Source organism: Xanthobacter sp. DMC47, from assembly GCF_056313845.1.
The window spans coordinates 1,595,872-1,609,855 of sequence record NZ_JBQUZM010000004.1 but is presented as its reverse complement, the minus strand read 5'-3'; the positions used below and the strand labels follow the sequence as shown (position 1 = coordinate 1,609,855).

At 68.3% G+C, this 13,984-nt stretch carries 14 protein-coding genes; 7 read left to right on the top strand and 7 right to left on the bottom strand.

Features of this window, described 5'->3' with window-relative positions; genetic code table 11:
- Positions 1–107: 107 nt before the first annotated feature.
- Positions 108–779: a TetR/AcrR family transcriptional regulator gene (locus ACT54R_RS19340; protein WP_476328877.1), complete on the bottom strand. Its 672-nt coding sequence runs from the start codon at positions 777–779 to the stop codon at positions 108–110.
- Positions 780–1,268: 489 nt separating this feature from the next.
- Here ACT54R_RS19340 and ACT54R_RS19335 point away from each other — a divergent pair, with 489 nt between their 5' ends.
- Both ACT54R_RS19335 and ACT54R_RS19330 read left to right on the top strand, forming a co-directional pair.
- A complete protein-coding gene (locus tag ACT54R_RS19335) occupies positions 1,269–2,594 on the top strand; it encodes a phenylacetate--CoA ligase family protein (RefSeq protein ID WP_476328875.1) in 1,326 nt (441 codons plus the stop codon).
- Positions 2,595–2,601: 7 nt separating this feature from the next.
- The gene (locus tag ACT54R_RS19330; protein WP_476328873.1) at positions 2,602–3,504 is read left to right on the top strand and encodes an alpha/beta hydrolase; all 903 of its coding nucleotides are present in this window, start codon (positions 2,602–2,604) and stop codon (positions 3,502–3,504) included.
- 350 nt (positions 3,505–3,854) lie between these two features.
- Here the strand turns inward: ACT54R_RS19330 and ACT54R_RS19325 are convergent, their stop codons facing one another.
- From ACT54R_RS19325 to ACT54R_RS19300, 6 genes are all read right to left on the bottom strand, one after another.
- The gene (locus ACT54R_RS19325; RefSeq protein ID WP_476328871.1) at positions 3,855–4,973 is read right to left on the bottom strand and encodes a CaiB/BaiF CoA transferase family protein; all 1,119 of its coding nucleotides are present in this window, start codon (positions 4,971–4,973) and stop codon (positions 3,855–3,857) included.
- Positions 4,974–4,978: 5 nt separating this feature from the next.
- The gene (locus ACT54R_RS19320) at positions 4,979–5,299 is read right to left on the bottom strand and encodes a 2Fe-2S iron-sulfur cluster-binding protein (protein ID WP_476328869.1); all 321 of its coding nucleotides are present in this window, start codon (positions 5,297–5,299) and stop codon (positions 4,979–4,981) included.
- Between the two features lie 35 nt (positions 5,300–5,334).
- On the bottom strand, positions 5,335–6,072 hold the full coding sequence (locus ACT54R_RS19315; RefSeq protein WP_476328867.1) for an SDR family NAD(P)-dependent oxidoreductase: 738 nt from the start codon (positions 6,070–6,072) through the stop codon (positions 5,335–5,337).
- Entirely contained in the window at positions 6,069–6,884 is an 816-nt protein-coding gene (locus ACT54R_RS19310) for an enoyl-CoA hydratase/isomerase family protein (protein ID WP_476328865.1), read from the bottom strand. The genes ACT54R_RS19315 and ACT54R_RS19310 overlap by 4 nt, the downstream gene beginning before the upstream one ends.
- Positions 6,885–7,126: 242 nt before the next feature.
- Complete coding sequence (locus tag ACT54R_RS19305; protein ID WP_476328863.1) at positions 7,127–7,660, bottom strand: aromatic-ring-hydroxylating dioxygenase subunit beta; 534 nt, start codon at positions 7,658–7,660, stop codon at positions 7,127–7,129.
- Positions 7,660–8,937 carry an aromatic ring-hydroxylating oxygenase subunit alpha gene (locus tag ACT54R_RS19300; protein ID WP_476328861.1) on the bottom strand — a complete coding sequence of 426 codons (1,278 nt, stop codon included), beginning with the start codon at positions 8,935–8,937 and terminating at the stop codon, positions 7,660–7,662. Before ACT54R_RS19300 ends, ACT54R_RS19305 begins: the two co-directional genes overlap by 1 nt.
- 385 nt (positions 8,938–9,322) lie before the next feature.
- On the opposite strand from ACT54R_RS19300, the gene ACT54R_RS19295 reads away from it, so the two are divergent.
- From ACT54R_RS19295 to ACT54R_RS19275, 5 genes are all read left to right on the top strand, one after another.
- The gene (locus tag ACT54R_RS19295; RefSeq protein ID WP_476328859.1) at positions 9,323–10,468 is read left to right on the top strand and encodes an ABC transporter substrate-binding protein; all 1,146 of its coding nucleotides are present in this window, start codon (positions 9,323–9,325) and stop codon (positions 10,466–10,468) included.
- 168 nt (positions 10,469–10,636) lie between these two features.
- Positions 10,637–11,509, top strand: a complete 873-nt coding sequence (locus tag ACT54R_RS19290) for a branched-chain amino acid ABC transporter permease (protein WP_029557220.1) — start codon at positions 10,637–10,639, stop codon at positions 11,507–11,509.
- Positions 11,510–11,511: 2 nt separating this feature from the next.
- The gene (locus ACT54R_RS19285; RefSeq protein WP_476328857.1) at positions 11,512–12,468 is read left to right on the top strand and encodes a branched-chain amino acid ABC transporter permease; all 957 of its coding nucleotides are present in this window, start codon (positions 11,512–11,514) and stop codon (positions 12,466–12,468) included.
- Positions 12,465–13,250, top strand: a complete 786-nt coding sequence (locus ACT54R_RS19280; protein ID WP_476328855.1) for an ABC transporter ATP-binding protein — start codon at positions 12,465–12,467, stop codon at positions 13,248–13,250. The genes ACT54R_RS19285 and ACT54R_RS19280 overlap by 4 nt, the downstream gene beginning before the upstream one ends.
- A complete protein-coding gene (locus ACT54R_RS19275; RefSeq protein WP_476328853.1) occupies positions 13,237–13,938 on the top strand; it encodes an ABC transporter ATP-binding protein in 702 nt (233 codons plus the stop codon). Before ACT54R_RS19280 ends, ACT54R_RS19275 begins: the two co-directional genes overlap by 14 nt.
- The last annotated feature ends 46 nt before the right edge of the window (positions 13,939–13,984 follow it).

The following is a 13,984-nucleotide window of genomic DNA, read 5'->3' as shown; positions in this document are numbered from 1 at the left end:
GGGCCAGCCCGGCCGCAAAGTGGATCCCCCGGACAAGCCGGGGGATGACGGCGGGCAATGCGGGTCAAACCCTCTACCGGCCGCTGCGTCGGCCCCTTCAGCCGCCCTCACTCCTTCCCGCCGCGCCCCTCATGCCGTGCCGAATGCCGCCCGTCCGGCTTCGCATGCGCCGTGCCGCTCGCGGGCGAGGGGGCGCTGGCGTAGCCTTTCACGAAGAGGTCCACCGTGCGGTCGGCCAGCTCGTTGGGCGTCACGGCGCCATCGGCGTGGTACCACGTATAGGTCCAGTTGATCATGCCGAAGAACAGCATGGTGTCCACGTGGGCGGTGCTGGAATGGGCGAGATCCGGCCGCAATTGCAGGAGGATGTCCCTGACATAGGCGATCAGCTCGCGCTGCTTCGCCACCAGCACCTTGCGCGTCTCGGGGGCGAGGAATTCCGCGCAGGTGAGCAGCGCCACGTGCTGGTCGCGCGAGACGGAATAGACATCGAGGAACAGGCGGGTGAGCTGGCGGAAGCGCTCCTCCGGGTCCTGATAGCCATAGAGGGTCTGCCGGCACTTCATGAGGAGGCTTTCCACATGCGAGGTCAGCAGGTCGGAAAGGATCGCCTCCTTGGAGGTGAAATAGTGATAGAGCCGCGACTTGGAGCACTCGCACGCCTCGGCGATGTCGCCGATGGAGGTGGCCGCATAGCCGCGCTGCGCGAACACCGACGCCGCCCGTTCCAGGATGGTGTCGTGGATATTGTCGTATTCGGCTGAGCGCGTTCTCGCCACGGCGGCCACACCTGCAAGAATGTTCCGATCATTCGGTCTATAGGCGCATGGGGCGGCGGTGCCAAGGGCGGCGGGCGCGGGAGGGGCCTTCTTGAAGCCGTTCAAAGCGCGGGAAGGGCCGGGCGTGGCTCATCCTTCGGGTAGAATAGGCGTGCGGCCTCTTCCCGCCGTCATGGCCGGGCTTGTCCCGGCCATCCACGTCAAACCGATTTCACAGGTGTTTCAGACCTATTCCCGGCCAGACCACGTGGATGCCCGGGACAAGCCCGGGCATGACGACTGCACAGGATCTCCCGGCCTTTCCCCCAACCTCGCCGCGCGTGCCTTCCGCGCCTTCCCCATGGTAGCCTCGCCGCGTCAACGCGCCAGCAACGTTGATGCAGATCAAAATCGCCGTTTACATAGACCAGTCGTTCGGTCTATTAATTCGCCAACCGGGAGCGGCCACAAGAGCCGCGTGTTTCAACGGTCGGATGGGGGAGGAGCCACATGCAGCATCCTGAGGTGGAGTCGCTCGACCGCGACGGTATTCTGAAGCTCCAGCGCGAGGGCCTTGCCGGCCTCGGCGCGCGTCTCGCGCAGTGCGACACCTGGAAGGCGCATTTCGCGCAGGCCGGCATGAAGCCGGAGGATCTCGCCAGCGAGGACGGCCTCGCCAACGCGCCGTTCATGGACAAGTCGCTGCTGCGCGATCTTTATCCCTTCCCGTTCCTCACCGTCCCCATGGACAAGGTGGAGCGCTTCGTCGCCACCTCCGGCACCACCGGCCTGCCGGTGACCTTCGGCATGACGAAGAACGATTTGCACAGCCTGCTGCCCTCCCAGATGGCGCGCCTGCTCACCGCGGCGGGCGTGAAGCCCGGCTTCCGCGCCTATCAGGGCTATGGCTATGGCCTGTGGATCGGCGGGCCGGCGCTGGATGCCGGCTTTTCCGCCGTGGGGTGCACCAATTTCCCCATCGGCCCCGGCCGCGGCGAACTGGCCGCCCGCTGGCTGCGCGACCACGCCTATGACGTCGCCTCCATGTCGCCCCTGTGGCTGATGACGCTCGTGCAGGCGGCCAAGCACCAGGGCATCAACCCGCGCAACGACTGGACGCTGAAGGTCGCCATCCTCGGTGGCCAGTCGGTCTCGGCGGAGTTCCGCGCGCAGCTGGAAGCCGAGATGCCCGAGGGCTTCATGAGCCACAACATCTACGGCACCACGGAAGCCGGCGGGCCGATCCTCGCCATCTCCACGCCCTTCACCCACGCGGACGACGAACTCCAGCTCCTCAACGAGGATACGGTGATCGTCGAGATCCTCGATCCCAAGACCATGAAGCCGGTGTCCGAGGGCGAGGTGGGTGAGATCGTCATCACCACCCTGCGCAAGGAAGCGTCCCCCGTGGTCCGCTGGCGCACCCGCGACCTCGTGCGCCTTTCCCCGCGCCCCTATGACTGCCCCTCGGGCCGGCGCGGCATGCGCAAGATTGGCCGGATCATCGGGCGCACCGACGACATGATCAAGTTCAAGGGCGTCATCGTCTTCCCGTCGCAGATCGAGGACGTGATCGCCGGCATTCCCGGCCTCGCCAAGGAAGCCTGGCAGATTTACGTGGACAAGGAAGCCACCACCATCGGCAAGATGACCGTGGCGGTGGAGGCGGTCGCCGCCTCGCAGCGTCCGGGCGAGGATGCGGCGGCCGACGTGCGGCGCGAGATCAAGGCCCGGCTTGGCATCAACGTGAATGTGGAATGCCACGCGGAAGGCGTGCTGCCGCGCTATGAGGCCAAGGCCACGCGGGTGCTGCACCGGCCTGAAGCGACCCACTGAGGCGGCCTTGAGCGAGGCTCTTTCCTCCGACGCACCCGCCTTCGAGCGGGTGCGCGCGCGCATCGCGGCCGCGACCTCCGCCTGGGCGACGGGGATGACGCTGGCCGAGATCCGCGACAGCTTCGAGGCGTTTCTCGGCGCTGGCGAGGGCGCGCCGGAGGTGACGCGCACGCCCCTCACCCTCGCCGGCCTGCCCGCCTGCGCCTTCGATGCGCCGGGGGGCGATGCCGCCCGCGTGCTGCTCTATTGCCATGGCGGCGGCTTCCAGATCGGCTCCGTGCGCTCCCATGCGGGGCTGATGGCGCGGCTCGCGCGCGCGAGCGGGATGCGGGTGATCGGCTTCGACTACCGCCTCGCCCCCGAACACCGCTTTCCGGCGGCGCATGACGATGCCTTCGCCGTCTATCGCGCGCTGGTGGAGGCGGGGGAAACGCCGCTCGCGCTGGTGGGGGATTCCGCCGGTGGGGCGCTGGCGCTGGGCACCGTCCAGCGGGCGCGGGACGCGGGTCTGGCGCTGCCCAAGGCGCTGGTGCTGCTCTCGCCCTGGCTCGATCTCACCATGGGCGGGGAGAGCTATGTGGCGCTGGCGGAGAAGGACATCTTCTCCCGCCCCGAGCAGTTGAAGGCGATGGCGCGCACCTATCTGGGCCGGAACCACACGCCGGACGATCCCGCCGCCTCGCCGGTTCTGGGCGATCTTGCCGGCCTGCCGCCGATGCTGGTGCATGCGGGCGGGCACGACATCACGCTGGACGACAGCCACCTCCTCGCCCGCCGCGCCGCGGAGCAGGGCGGGCGGGTGGAGGTCGAGGTGTTCCCCGGCATGTGCCACCATTTCCAGGTGTTCGAGGAATTGCCCGAGGCGGCGCAGTCGCTCTCCTGCATCGGCGCCTTCCTGCGCGGGCTCTGAAACCCGGCCCTCCTCCCGACGCCTTTCGACGTCGCATGTGCCGGGCGCACTCGCCGGCCTCCCGCCACCGCCGGGAGGCCGGTTTTTTCGTGGGCTACACGGGTTTGCCTTTGTCTTTCCAACCCGCACCGGCCGTCATGGCCGGGCTTGTCCCGGAAGTCGGCTGTTGCCGACTTCCGCCTCAGAGAACGGAACCCGCAAACATGCGGGTTCCGGCCATCCACGTAGTTCGGCCGAGAATACCTGCCGGGCATCGTCCCGTCGGCCCGACGTGGATGCCCGGCACAAGGCCGGGCATGACGGCGGGTGTGTGGGGGAGCGCGTCAGCTCTCCGCCTCACCCCATTCAGCTCACCCCAGCCGCGCGGGATCGAACCCCCAGTCGGCGAGGATGGCCGGCCCGTCCGCGCCTGGTGCTGAAGCGCCGTGGGCGACTTCCGATGGCGTCGCGGAGAAGCGGGGGGCGGGGGCGGGCTGGGTCACACCGTCCACCTCCACGAACGCGCCGCGCGCCTGCGCATGGGGATGAGCGGCGGCTTCATCCCAGTCGAGGATGGGGGTGACGCAGGCGTCCGTGCCCTCGAACAGCGCGGCCCAATGGTCGCGGGGCTCGGTGAGGAACAGCGCGGCGAGGCGCACCCGCAGTGCGCCCCAGCGGGCGGGATCGGCAGCGTGGGTGAAGTCGGCGGCGTCCAGCCCCAGCCGCTCGATGAGGATGCGGTGAAAGCGCCCCTCCACCGGCGCGACGGCGAGGAACTTCCCGTCCGCGCAGGCATAGGTGCCGTAGAAATAGGCCCCGCCATCCAGCAAATTCGCCCCGCGCGCATCGCTCCACATCCCGCCCGCGCGGAAGCCCCAGAACATGGCGGCGAGGAGGGAGGCGCCGTCCGTCATGGCCGCATCCACCACCTGGCCCTGCCCGGTGGTTTTCGCCGCCAGCAGCGCGGCCACCATGCCGAAGGCCATCAGCATGCCGCCGCCGCCGAAATCGGCCACGAGGTTCAGCGGCACGGGGGGCGGCGCATCGGCCGGCCCCATGGCGGCGAGCGCCCCGGTCATGCCGAGATAATTGAGGTCGTGCCCGGCCGCGTCCTTGAGCGGCCCCTCCTGCCCCCAGCCGGTCATGCGGCCGTAGACAAGGCGCGGATGGGCGGAAAGGCACGGCTCCGGCCCGAGGCCGAGCCGCTCCATCACCCCCGGCCGGAAGCCCTCGATGAGGCCGTCGGCGCGGGTGATGAGATCGCGCATAACGCCGAGGTCGGCCTCATTCTTGAGGTCGAGGGCGAGGGACCGGCGGCCGCGCGCCAGCACGTCGAAGCGCGTGTTCATGAGCGGGATATCCGCCCGCGCGCCCTTCTGGTGGATGCGGATAACCTCCGCCCCCGCATCCGCCAGCATCATGGCGGCGAACGGCGCGGGGCCGAGGCCCACCATCTCGACGATGCGCAGTCCCGAAAGCGGACCCGGCATCGCCCTCAGCCCTGGCCGGCGGGCAGATGGACGACGAGGCCCTCCAGCGCCGGCGCCACCTTTATCTGGCAGGAGAGGCGGGAGGTGTCGCGCACGTCCTCGGCGAATTCGAGCATGTCGCGCTCCATGCCGGAGGCCTCGCCCACCTGCGCGGACCAGGCGGGGTCCACATGCACGTGGCAGGTGGCGCAGGAGCAGGCGCCGCCGCACTCGGCGACGATGCCGGGCACATTGGCGCGGCGGGCGCATTCCATGACGGAGAGCCCGTCATCCGCATCGATCTCGATGCGCTCGGCGGCAGGCGTGACGAAGACGATGCGGGTCATGGGGGGCTTCCAGTCTATTGGTCTTGCTTGAATAATCAGGCGCCGCAGCCCATGCCGCCGGAGACGCCCAGCACCTCGCCGGTGACGAAGGAGGCACCGTCCGAGGCGAGGAAGGCCACCGCCGCCGCCACCTCCTCCGGCTCGCCCATGCGGCGCAGGAGGGTGAGGGCGGCCATGTCGGCGAGGATCTTCTCGCCCACCTCGGCCACCGCGCGCTCCACCATGGGGGTGCGGATGGGGCCGGGGGCGACGGCGTTGGCGGTGATGCCGTAGCGGGCATTCTCGCGGGCGATGGAACGGGTGAAGCCGATGAGCCCGGCCTTGGCGGCGGCATAGACCGCGCCGCCCTTGGAGCCGAGCCGCCCCGCCTCCGAGGCCACGTTCACCAGCCGCCCGTAGCGTGCCGCCTGCATGGCGGGCAAAGCGAGGCGGGTGAAGAGGAAAGCGGTTTCCAGATTCACCGAGAGCAGGAAGCGCCAGTCGTCCACCGTGGTGTCGGTGAAGAAGGCGTGCTGGTCGGCGCCGATATTGTTCACCAGCACGTCGAACCCGCCGTGTGTGGCGAACAGCGCCTGCGCGGCCGCCGCATCCGTGCCGTCCATGTGGACGAAGGTGGCCCCGGTTTCCGCCGCGAGCGCGGTGCCGGCCGTGGCATCGCGATCGCAGAAAGTCACGGCCATCCCGTCGGCGCCCAGCTTGCGGACGATGGCGGCGCCGATGCCGGCACCGCCTCCGGTCACGAGCGCGCGGCGCTTCGTTGCAGGCGCGGTCATCGGCCGGTGAAGACGGGCTTGCGCTTCTCGATCACCGCCGCGAGGCCTTCCCGGCTGTCGGCGGTGAAGGAGAGTTCGGAGACGGTGCGCGCCTCCTCCGGCAAGGCGCGCTCCACATCCAGCGCGTTCCACAGCAGGCGCTTGGTGGCGGCCATGGCCAGCGGCGCGCCGGCAGCATAGAAGCGCGCGGCCTTGCCGGCTTCCTCGACCAGCGCCTCGTCCGGCACGCACTTGGTGATGAGGCCGATGGCCTGTGCCTCCTCGGCGGTGACGACGCGGTTGGAGAGCATGATCTCCGCCGCGCGGCGGAAGCCCACGAGATGGGGCAGGACGACGGAAGCGCCGGCATCGGGCGCCATGCCCACCCGCGTCGCACCGGCCATGAATTTCGCGCCCGCGCCGGCGATCACGATGTCGGAGGCGCAGACGAGGCCGAGCCCGCCGCCGCCCGCCGCATAGCCGTGGACCTCGGTGACGACGATGGCCTTGAGGCGGATGAGCGCGCCGATGGCGACCTGGAGATAGGCCGTCACCTCGCGCAGGAAATCGCCCAGCGCCTCACCCTTGGAGGCGAACTCGCGCACGTCGCCGCCGGCGCAGAAATTCGCGCCCGCGCCGCGCAGGTGGACCACCCGCACATCGGGGGCGCGATGCACCACCATGATGGCCTTGTAGAGCGCCTGCATCAGCTCGATGTTCATGCCGTTGGCCGAGCCGGGGCGGTTGAGCGTGAGGGTGGCGACGCCATCGGCATAATCGAGCAGGACGGGGCCTTCGGAGATCCAGCTTTCGGAGGGGGTGCTGTGTGTCATGGGTGCCTCTGGGGGCGGGAGGGGGAGGGCGCCGCTTGAGCGGCCTTCGCCGACCGTCATGGCCGGGCTTGTCCCGGAAGTCGGCTGTTGCCGACTTCCGACCTTGCGAACGGAACCCGCAAACATGCGGATTCCAGCCATCCACGTGGCTCGGCCGGAAATAGTTCTGCGGACAATCGCGCTATCGGTCCGACGTGGATGCCCGGCACAAGGCCGGGCATGACGGCGCGAGGGGGCCGCCCTCACACCAGAAACGACAGCGTAAAGATCGGCTTGTTGTTGTTCACGAGGCAGATCTTCTTGCGCACCAGCCGGAAGCCCTGTTCCGTCATGCGCAGGCGGTAGGTGTTGCGCGCCGCCCAGAGGGTGTCGCCGCGCAGATTGTCCTCGTAGATGAGGACGTTGGCGCGCACGTCCACCTCCGGCCCGCGCACCTCGGCGATCTCGATGTTGGAGATCACGCGGGCCAGCTCCGAACGCGGCGTCTGCGTATGGCGACGGCCGGTCTTGAGCTGGCGGATGCGCACGCCGATGCGCGAGCGGTTGTCGTAGAGCACCGACATTTCCTTCTCGGGATCGGTGTCGTCGCCATTGGCGGGGACCCAGTAGATGGCATCATCGGTCCACAGCGCCTCCCACCCGTCGTAATCGTGGGTGTCGGCGAGGCGGGCCTCCAGATAGAGGAACTGCGCCACCTGATGGTGCAGCGTCGCCGGCTCCAGCTTGGCGAGGTCGGGGGCGGCGGCGTCCGTGAAGGAGTGAGCGAGGGCGGTCATCAACGGGCCTCCGTCATCAGGTTCAGATAGTGGCGCCAGATGCCGCGCTGGGGCGTCTCGTCGGTGGAATGGGCGATGCGGAAGCCGTTCTCGTCGAGACGCTCGCGGTGCAGGCCGCGCGAAAGCACCAGCCATTCGGGATCGAGGATCTGCGCGCCGCGATGGTTGCGCTCGTACATCTCGGTATCGTCGGCGAGCAGCAGGCCGGCGGGGCCGACAGAGCCCATGGTCTGCTGGCGCAGGCGGCGGTTGATGTCCGGCGCGCCCTTGAACTGCACGGCGGTGACATGCTGGATGGTCTCGTCCACCGCCACCGGCTGGAGCACGAAGATCTGGATCTCGGCGATGAAGAGGTTCGGGAAGATCATGACGTGGGGCGAGCCGTCGATCATGATCTCGCGGGCGCGCTCCTCGCCATAGGCCGCGTTCATGCTCTTCACGTAGTCGGGCAGGCGCTCCGGCGTGGTGCCGAACCACTGCAGCGGCTTGTCATGCTTGCGCCATTCGGGGCGCAGGTCGAACTCGGTGTGGCCGTTGCCATAGTCGCGGGTCAGCGCCGTGGAATCCGCGCCATAGAGGCTGCCGATGCCGGAGGAGGTGACCTGGAAGACCGAGCCGTGGACGAAGCCGGGGTGGTAGCCGTCCGTCTCGTTCTCCAGCATGAACTTCCAGTTGGCCTTGGTGCGGTGCTGCAGGAAGCCCGCGGTCAGCTCCAGCTCGCCGGTGGGCGAGTTGTCCAGCAGCTGGTCGAGGGCCGCCTTTGCGCCGCCGAGGTGCTCTTCCAGCGAGATGCCCTCGGCCGCCATGGAGCCGAAGACGAAGCCGCGATAGATGGCGATGCGCGGCACCTTGCCGAGGTTCAGCCCCGCCTTGCTCTGGCCCTCATAGCCCTCCGGCAGGGCATAGCCCATGAGGTCGCCGGTGTTGGAGAAGGTCCAGGAGTGATAGGGGCAGGTGAAGGACGTGCGGTTGCCCTTCTGGTAGGCGCACAGCTGGTTGCCGCGATGGGGGCACTTGTTGAGAAGGAGGCGGACCTCGCCTTCCCGGTCCCGCACCATCAGCACCGGCATGGGGCCGATGGACTTGGTGACGTAATCGTTCTTGTTGGGAATCTCGCTGGTGTGGCCCACATAGACCCAGGTCTTGTACCAGATCTTCTCCAGCTCTTCCTGGAAGATGGCCGGATCATAGTAAAGACGGCTGTTGATGCGCGCGGGCTCGATGAGCGCGCGATAGTCGCGGGCCTGTGCGGCCTCGGACACGGCGGCGTGCGGCATGGCGGTCCACCCCTGATGTGGCGTTGAATCTGTGGCGTTGGATTGTCGGATAATTCATCGAACGATCGATCTAACTATTCTCGCGTTCCTTGAGCCATGTCAAGCGGGGCCCTGCGGCCTTCGGGCGCAAATTCGTTGGGGCGGGACAGCGAAGGGGCGTGGAAATGTGCGGGCTACCTCCCTCAAGGCAGACGAAAAATTGGCCCGGATGACGCTGGGTTCAAGCGCTGCAGATTCTGGTGGCAATGCGAATGGATCTGAATTAAAAAGACCGAACGATCTAACGATAATAGATCGAAGCGTGATGCCCCCTCGCTTATCCCCGCAGGCTTGCCGGCGGTGGCGACGGCGCGGCGGCGTCAGCCATCAATCCTGGGGAGGACACATGAAGAGGATTGTCACGGGCGCTCTCGCGCTGGCCCTGCTCGCCACCGCCGCCACTGCCCCCGCCCTTGCCGACATCAAGATCGGCGCCGTGGTCTCGGAAACCGGGCCGGCTTCCTCCCTCGGCGATCCCGAGGCCAAGACCATCCGCATGATGGTCGAGGAGCTGAACGCCAAGGGCGGCATCAAGGGCGAGAAGGCGAAGCTCGTCCTCTATGACGATGGCGGCGATCCCTCCAAGGCCAAGACCTTCGCCACCCGCCTGGTGGAAGACGATGGCGTGGTCGCCGTGGTGGGCGGCACCACCACGGGCACCTCCCTCGCCATCCTCGCCGTGGCGGAAGAGAGCAAGGTGCCCTTCATCTCGCTCGCCGGCGCCATCGAGATCATCGATCCGGTGAAGCCCTATACCTTCAAGACCCCGCACACCGACCGCATGGCGTGCCAGAAGATCTTCGACGACATGAAGGCTCGCGGCCTCACGAAGATCGGCCTCATCTCCGGCACCGACGGCTTCGGCGCCTCCATGCGCGCCCAGTGCATCGCGGTGGCCAAGACCTCCGGCATCGAGATCGTCGCCGACGAGACCTACGGCCCGAAAGATGCGGACATGACCCCGCAGCTCACCAACATCCGCAACAAGCCGGGCATCCAGGCGGTGCTCAACACCGGCTTCGGGCAGGGGCCGGCCACCATCACGCGGAACTATGCGCAGCTCGGCATCGCCCTGCCGCTCTACCAGTCCCACGGCGTCGCCTCCAACGCCTTCATCGAATTGTCCGGCGCGAAGAATGCCGAGGGCGTGCGGCTGCCGGGCACCGCGCTGCTGGTGGGCGAATTGCTCGACCCGAAGGACCCGCAGAAGCCCGTTGTGCTGGCCTACAAGGCGAGCTTCGAGAAGGCGGCGAACGCGCCGGTCTCCACCTTCGGCGGCTATGCCCATGACGCCATGCGCATCCTCACCGAGGCGCTGGCGAAGGCGCCCTCCGCCAAGCCCGCCGCCATCCGCGACGCCATCGAGAGCACCAATGGCCTCGTCGGCACCACCGGCACCTACAATTACTCCAAGACCGACCATCTCGGCCTCGATCTTTCCGCCTTCCGCATGCTGGAAATCAGCAACGGCGGCTGGAAGCTGGTGAAGTAGCCACCCTTTTACTGAACATCTTCCGCCGCGCGGGTCACGGCGGACCATAAAGCCGCCCCCGCCGGGCTTCGCGCCCGGCGGCAAGGCGCGGACCCCTTCCACACAGCGTGAGACGGCCTGCCGGCCCATCCGGCCCGCCGCCTCGAACCGCCCGCGGGGAGCGAGCGTATGTCCGATCTGCTGCAATTCCTGGTGTCCGGGGTCACGGTGGGCGCGGTCTATGCCCTCGTCGCCCTCGGCTTCACCATCATCTACAACGCCTCCGACGTGGTGAACTTCGCCCAGGGCGAGTTCGTGATGCTGGGCGGCATGATCTCGGTCGCCGGCGTCGCCGCAGGATTGCCTTTGCCGCTCGCGGCGCTCATCGCCATCGCGCTCACGGCGGCCATCGGCGTGGCGCTGAACACCTTCGCCATCGAGCCGGCGCGCGGGGCGCCCGTGGTGTCGCTCATCATCATCACCATCGGCGCCTCCATCTTCATCCGGGGCGTCACCCAGATCGTCCTCGACAAGGGCACCCACCGCCTGCCGTCCTTCTCCGGCGACGATCCCATCCATGTGCTGGGCGCCACCGTGCTGCCGCAGAGCCTGTGGGTGGTGGCGGGGGCGGTGGCCATCTTCGTGGCGCTGTGGCTGTTCTTCACCCGCACGCTCACCGGCCGCGCGGTGCTCGCCACCTCCAACAATCGCCTCGCGGCGCAGCTGGTGGGTATCAACACGCGCTTCGTGATGACGCTCTCCTTCGCCCTCTCCGCCGCCATCGGCGCGCTGGCGGGCGTGCTCATCACCCCGATTTTGCCCACCAGCTTCGAGATCGGCATCTCGCTGGCGCTGAAGGGCTTTGCCGCCGCCATGCTGGGCGGCATGGGCAACCCCAAGGGGGCGCTGGCGGGCGGGTTGCTGCTCGGCCTCATGGAGGCACTGACAGCGGGCTACATCTCCTCCCATTACAAGGATGCGGTGGCCTTTTTCGTCATCCTCGCCGTGCTGTTCGCCTTCCCGCGTGGCCTCTACGGCAGCAATCCGGTGGAGCGCGTGTGACCATGCGGCTCTCCCCCAAGCAGTCCACTTTGCTGGTGCTGGCGGTTCTGATGATCGCCAGTCCCTTCTTCTTTCCGTCGAACTATTACTACCGCGTGGGGTCGCTGGTCTTCGTCAATGCCATCGCGGTGGTGGGCATCGTCATCCTCACCGGCTATGCCGGCCAGATCAGCCTCGGCCATGCGGGCTTCCTCGGCATCGGCGGCTATGCGTGCGCGCTCCTGCCGGCGCATTTCGGCCTGCCGCCGGCGCTCGCGGTGGTGGCCGGCGCGGCGATTTCGGGCGCCATCGCATACGTCGTGGGTCGGCCGATCCTGAAGCTGAAGGGCTATTATCTCGCGGTGGCGACGCTGGGCTTCGGCGTGCTGGTGTCCATGGTGCTCGCCAACGAAGGCTGGCTCACCGGTGGGCCGGACGGCATCAAGGTGCCGGACCCCGGCCTGCGTGCGCTGCTGGAACAAGAGGGCATCGAACTCACCAACCCGCAATTCTGGTACGCCCTCTGCGGCCTCGTGCTGTTCATCGGCGCCTGGCTCGCGCTGAACCTCCACGACAGCCCCACCGGCCGGGCGCTGCGGGCGCTGCACGGCTCGGAGGTGGCGGCGCGCACGGCCGGCATCGATGTGGCGAAGGCGAAGCTCAATGCCTTCGTCATCTCCGCCGTCTACGCCTCCGTCGCCGGCTCCTTGCTGGCGTTGCAGAACCGGCTCATCACGCCTGATGTGGCGGGCTTCATGCACTCCATCGAGCTTGTCACCATGGCGGTGCTGGGCGGGGCGGGCTCGGTGCTGGGCGGCATCTTCGGCGCGGCTCTGCTCACTTTGCTGCCGCAGGTGCTCACCGTGCTGCAGGACTATGAGCACGTGGTGCTCGGCCTCGTGATGATGCTGGTGATGATCTTCCTGCCGGCGGGGCTCATCCCCAGCGCCCGGCGCCTTTTGCGGGGGAGGGGGGAATGAGCCTTTTGCAAGTGGAAGGCCTCGGCATCTCCTTCGGCGGGGTTACGGCGGTGAACGACGTGTCGTTCGCGCTGGACCAGGGCAAGATCGTCTCGGTTATCGGCCCGAACGGGGCAGGCAAGACCACGCTGTTCAACATGATCTCCGGCGTCTACCTGCCGAAATCCGGCCGGGTGCGCCTCGACGGCGCGGACGTCACCGGCCTCCGCCCGGATCTGCTCGCCGGGCGGGGCATGTCGCGGACCTTTCAGAACCTCCAGATCTTCCACGAGATGAGCGTGCTGGAGAACGTCATCGTCGGCTTCCACATGCACGAGCGCGGGCCGGTGCTCGCCGATCTGTTCGGCCTGCCGGGCTCGCGCAGGCGGGCACGGGCGGCGGCGGACGGCGCCCGCGTGCTGCTGGAGCGCGTGGGGCTGGAGCGGGCGGCCGAGCGCGAGGCCGGCGCCCTCTCCTACGGCGCGCTGAAGCGCCTCGAGATCGCCCGGGCGCTCGCCGCCCGTCCCCGCGTGCTGCTGCTGGACGAGCCGGCGGCCGGCTGCAACGCGGTGGAGACGGAGGAGATCGACCGCCTCATCTGCGAGGTGGCGAAGACCGGCGTCGCCATCCTGCTGGTGGAGCACGACATGAAGCTGGTGATGCGCCTCTCCGACACCATCGTGGTGCTGGACCACGGCGAGAAGATCGCCGAGGGCGATCCGGCCGTGGTCAGCCGCGACCCGAAGGTGATCGAGGCCTATCTCGGTGCCGGCACGACGGAGGCGCTTCATGCTCACGGTTGAGGGGCTGCGCTCGCGCTACGGGCGCATCGAGGTGCTGCACGGGGTGGACCTCTTCGTCGGCTCCGGCGAGATCGTCACCGTGGTGGGGGCGAACGGGGCGGGCAAGACCACGCTCCTGCGCTGCCTCTCCGGCGTGCAGCCGGTGTCGGGCGGCTCCATCACCTTTCGCGGCGAGGCTTTGACGGCTGTGCCGGCCTATCGCCGGGTGGCGCGGGGGCTGGCGCAATCGCCGGAGGGGCGGCAGATCTTCACCAATCTCAGCGTGGAGGAAAACCTGCGCCTCGGCGCCTTCGTCTTCGCCGACGAGCGGGTGGAGCGCGACATGGCGGATGCCTTCGCCATGTTCCCCATCCTCAAGGAAAAGCGCAACCAGCTGGCGGGCGGCCTCTCTGGCGGGCAACAGCAGATGCTGGCCATCGCCCGCGCCCTCATGGGCCGTCCCGCGTGCCTGCTGCTCGACGAGCCCTCCATGGGCCTCGCGCCCATCCTGGTGGCGCAGATCTTCGAGGTGGTGAAGAGCCTGAAGGCGCTGGATGTCACTGTTCTGCTGGTGGAGCAGAACGCCTTCGGGGCGCTGTCGGTGGCCGACCGGGGCTATGTGATGGAGACCGGCCGCGTCACCATGGTCGGCCCGGCGGCGGAACTGATCGCCGATCCGCGCGTGCGGGAGGCCTATCTGGGGATTTGAGGCGCGTTGCCTCCACGCCCCAAATCTGCTCTTGGAGGGCCGTTGC

Bases quoted from the DNA above. Each gene is read 5' to 3' on its own strand.
- ACT54R_RS19275 (WP_476328853.1), top strand. From the start codon at position 13,237: ATGCTCACGGTTGAGGGGCTGCGCTCGCGCTACGGGCGCATCGAGGTG.
- ACT54R_RS19280 (WP_476328855.1), top strand. From the start codon at position 12,465: ATGAGCCTTTTGCAAGTGGAAGGCCTCGGCATCTCCTTCGGCGGGGTT.
- ACT54R_RS19300 (WP_476328861.1), bottom strand. From the start codon at position 8,937: ATGCCGCACGCCGCCGTGTCCGAGGCCGCACAGGCCCGCGACTATCGC.
- ACT54R_RS19320 (WP_476328869.1), bottom strand. From the start codon at position 5,299: ATGACCCGCATCGTCTTCGTCACGCCTGCCGCCGAGCGCATCGAGATC.
- ACT54R_RS19335 (WP_476328875.1), top strand. From the start codon at position 1,269: ATGCAGCATCCTGAGGTGGAGTCGCTCGACCGCGACGGTATTCTGAAG.
- ACT54R_RS19285 (WP_476328857.1), top strand. From the start codon at position 11,512: ATGCGGCTCTCCCCCAAGCAGTCCACTTTGCTGGTGCTGGCGGTTCTG.
- ACT54R_RS19315 (WP_476328867.1), bottom strand. From the start codon at position 6,072: ATGACCGCGCCTGCAACGAAGCGCCGCGCGCTCGTGACCGGAGGCGGT.
- ACT54R_RS19325 (WP_476328871.1), bottom strand. From the start codon at position 4,973: ATGCCGGGTCCGCTTTCGGGACTGCGCATCGTCGAGATGGTGGGCCTC.
- ACT54R_RS19310 (WP_476328865.1), bottom strand. From the start codon at position 6,884: ATGACACACAGCACCCCCTCCGAAAGCTGGATCTCCGAAGGCCCCGTC.
- ACT54R_RS19290 (WP_029557220.1), top strand. From the start codon at position 10,637: ATGTCCGATCTGCTGCAATTCCTGGTGTCCGGGGTCACGGTGGGCGCG.
- ACT54R_RS19295 (WP_476328859.1), top strand. From the start codon at position 9,323: ATGAAGAGGATTGTCACGGGCGCTCTCGCGCTGGCCCTGCTCGCCACC.
- ACT54R_RS19305 (WP_476328863.1), bottom strand. From the start codon at position 7,660: ATGACCGCCCTCGCTCACTCCTTCACGGACGCCGCCGCCCCCGACCTC.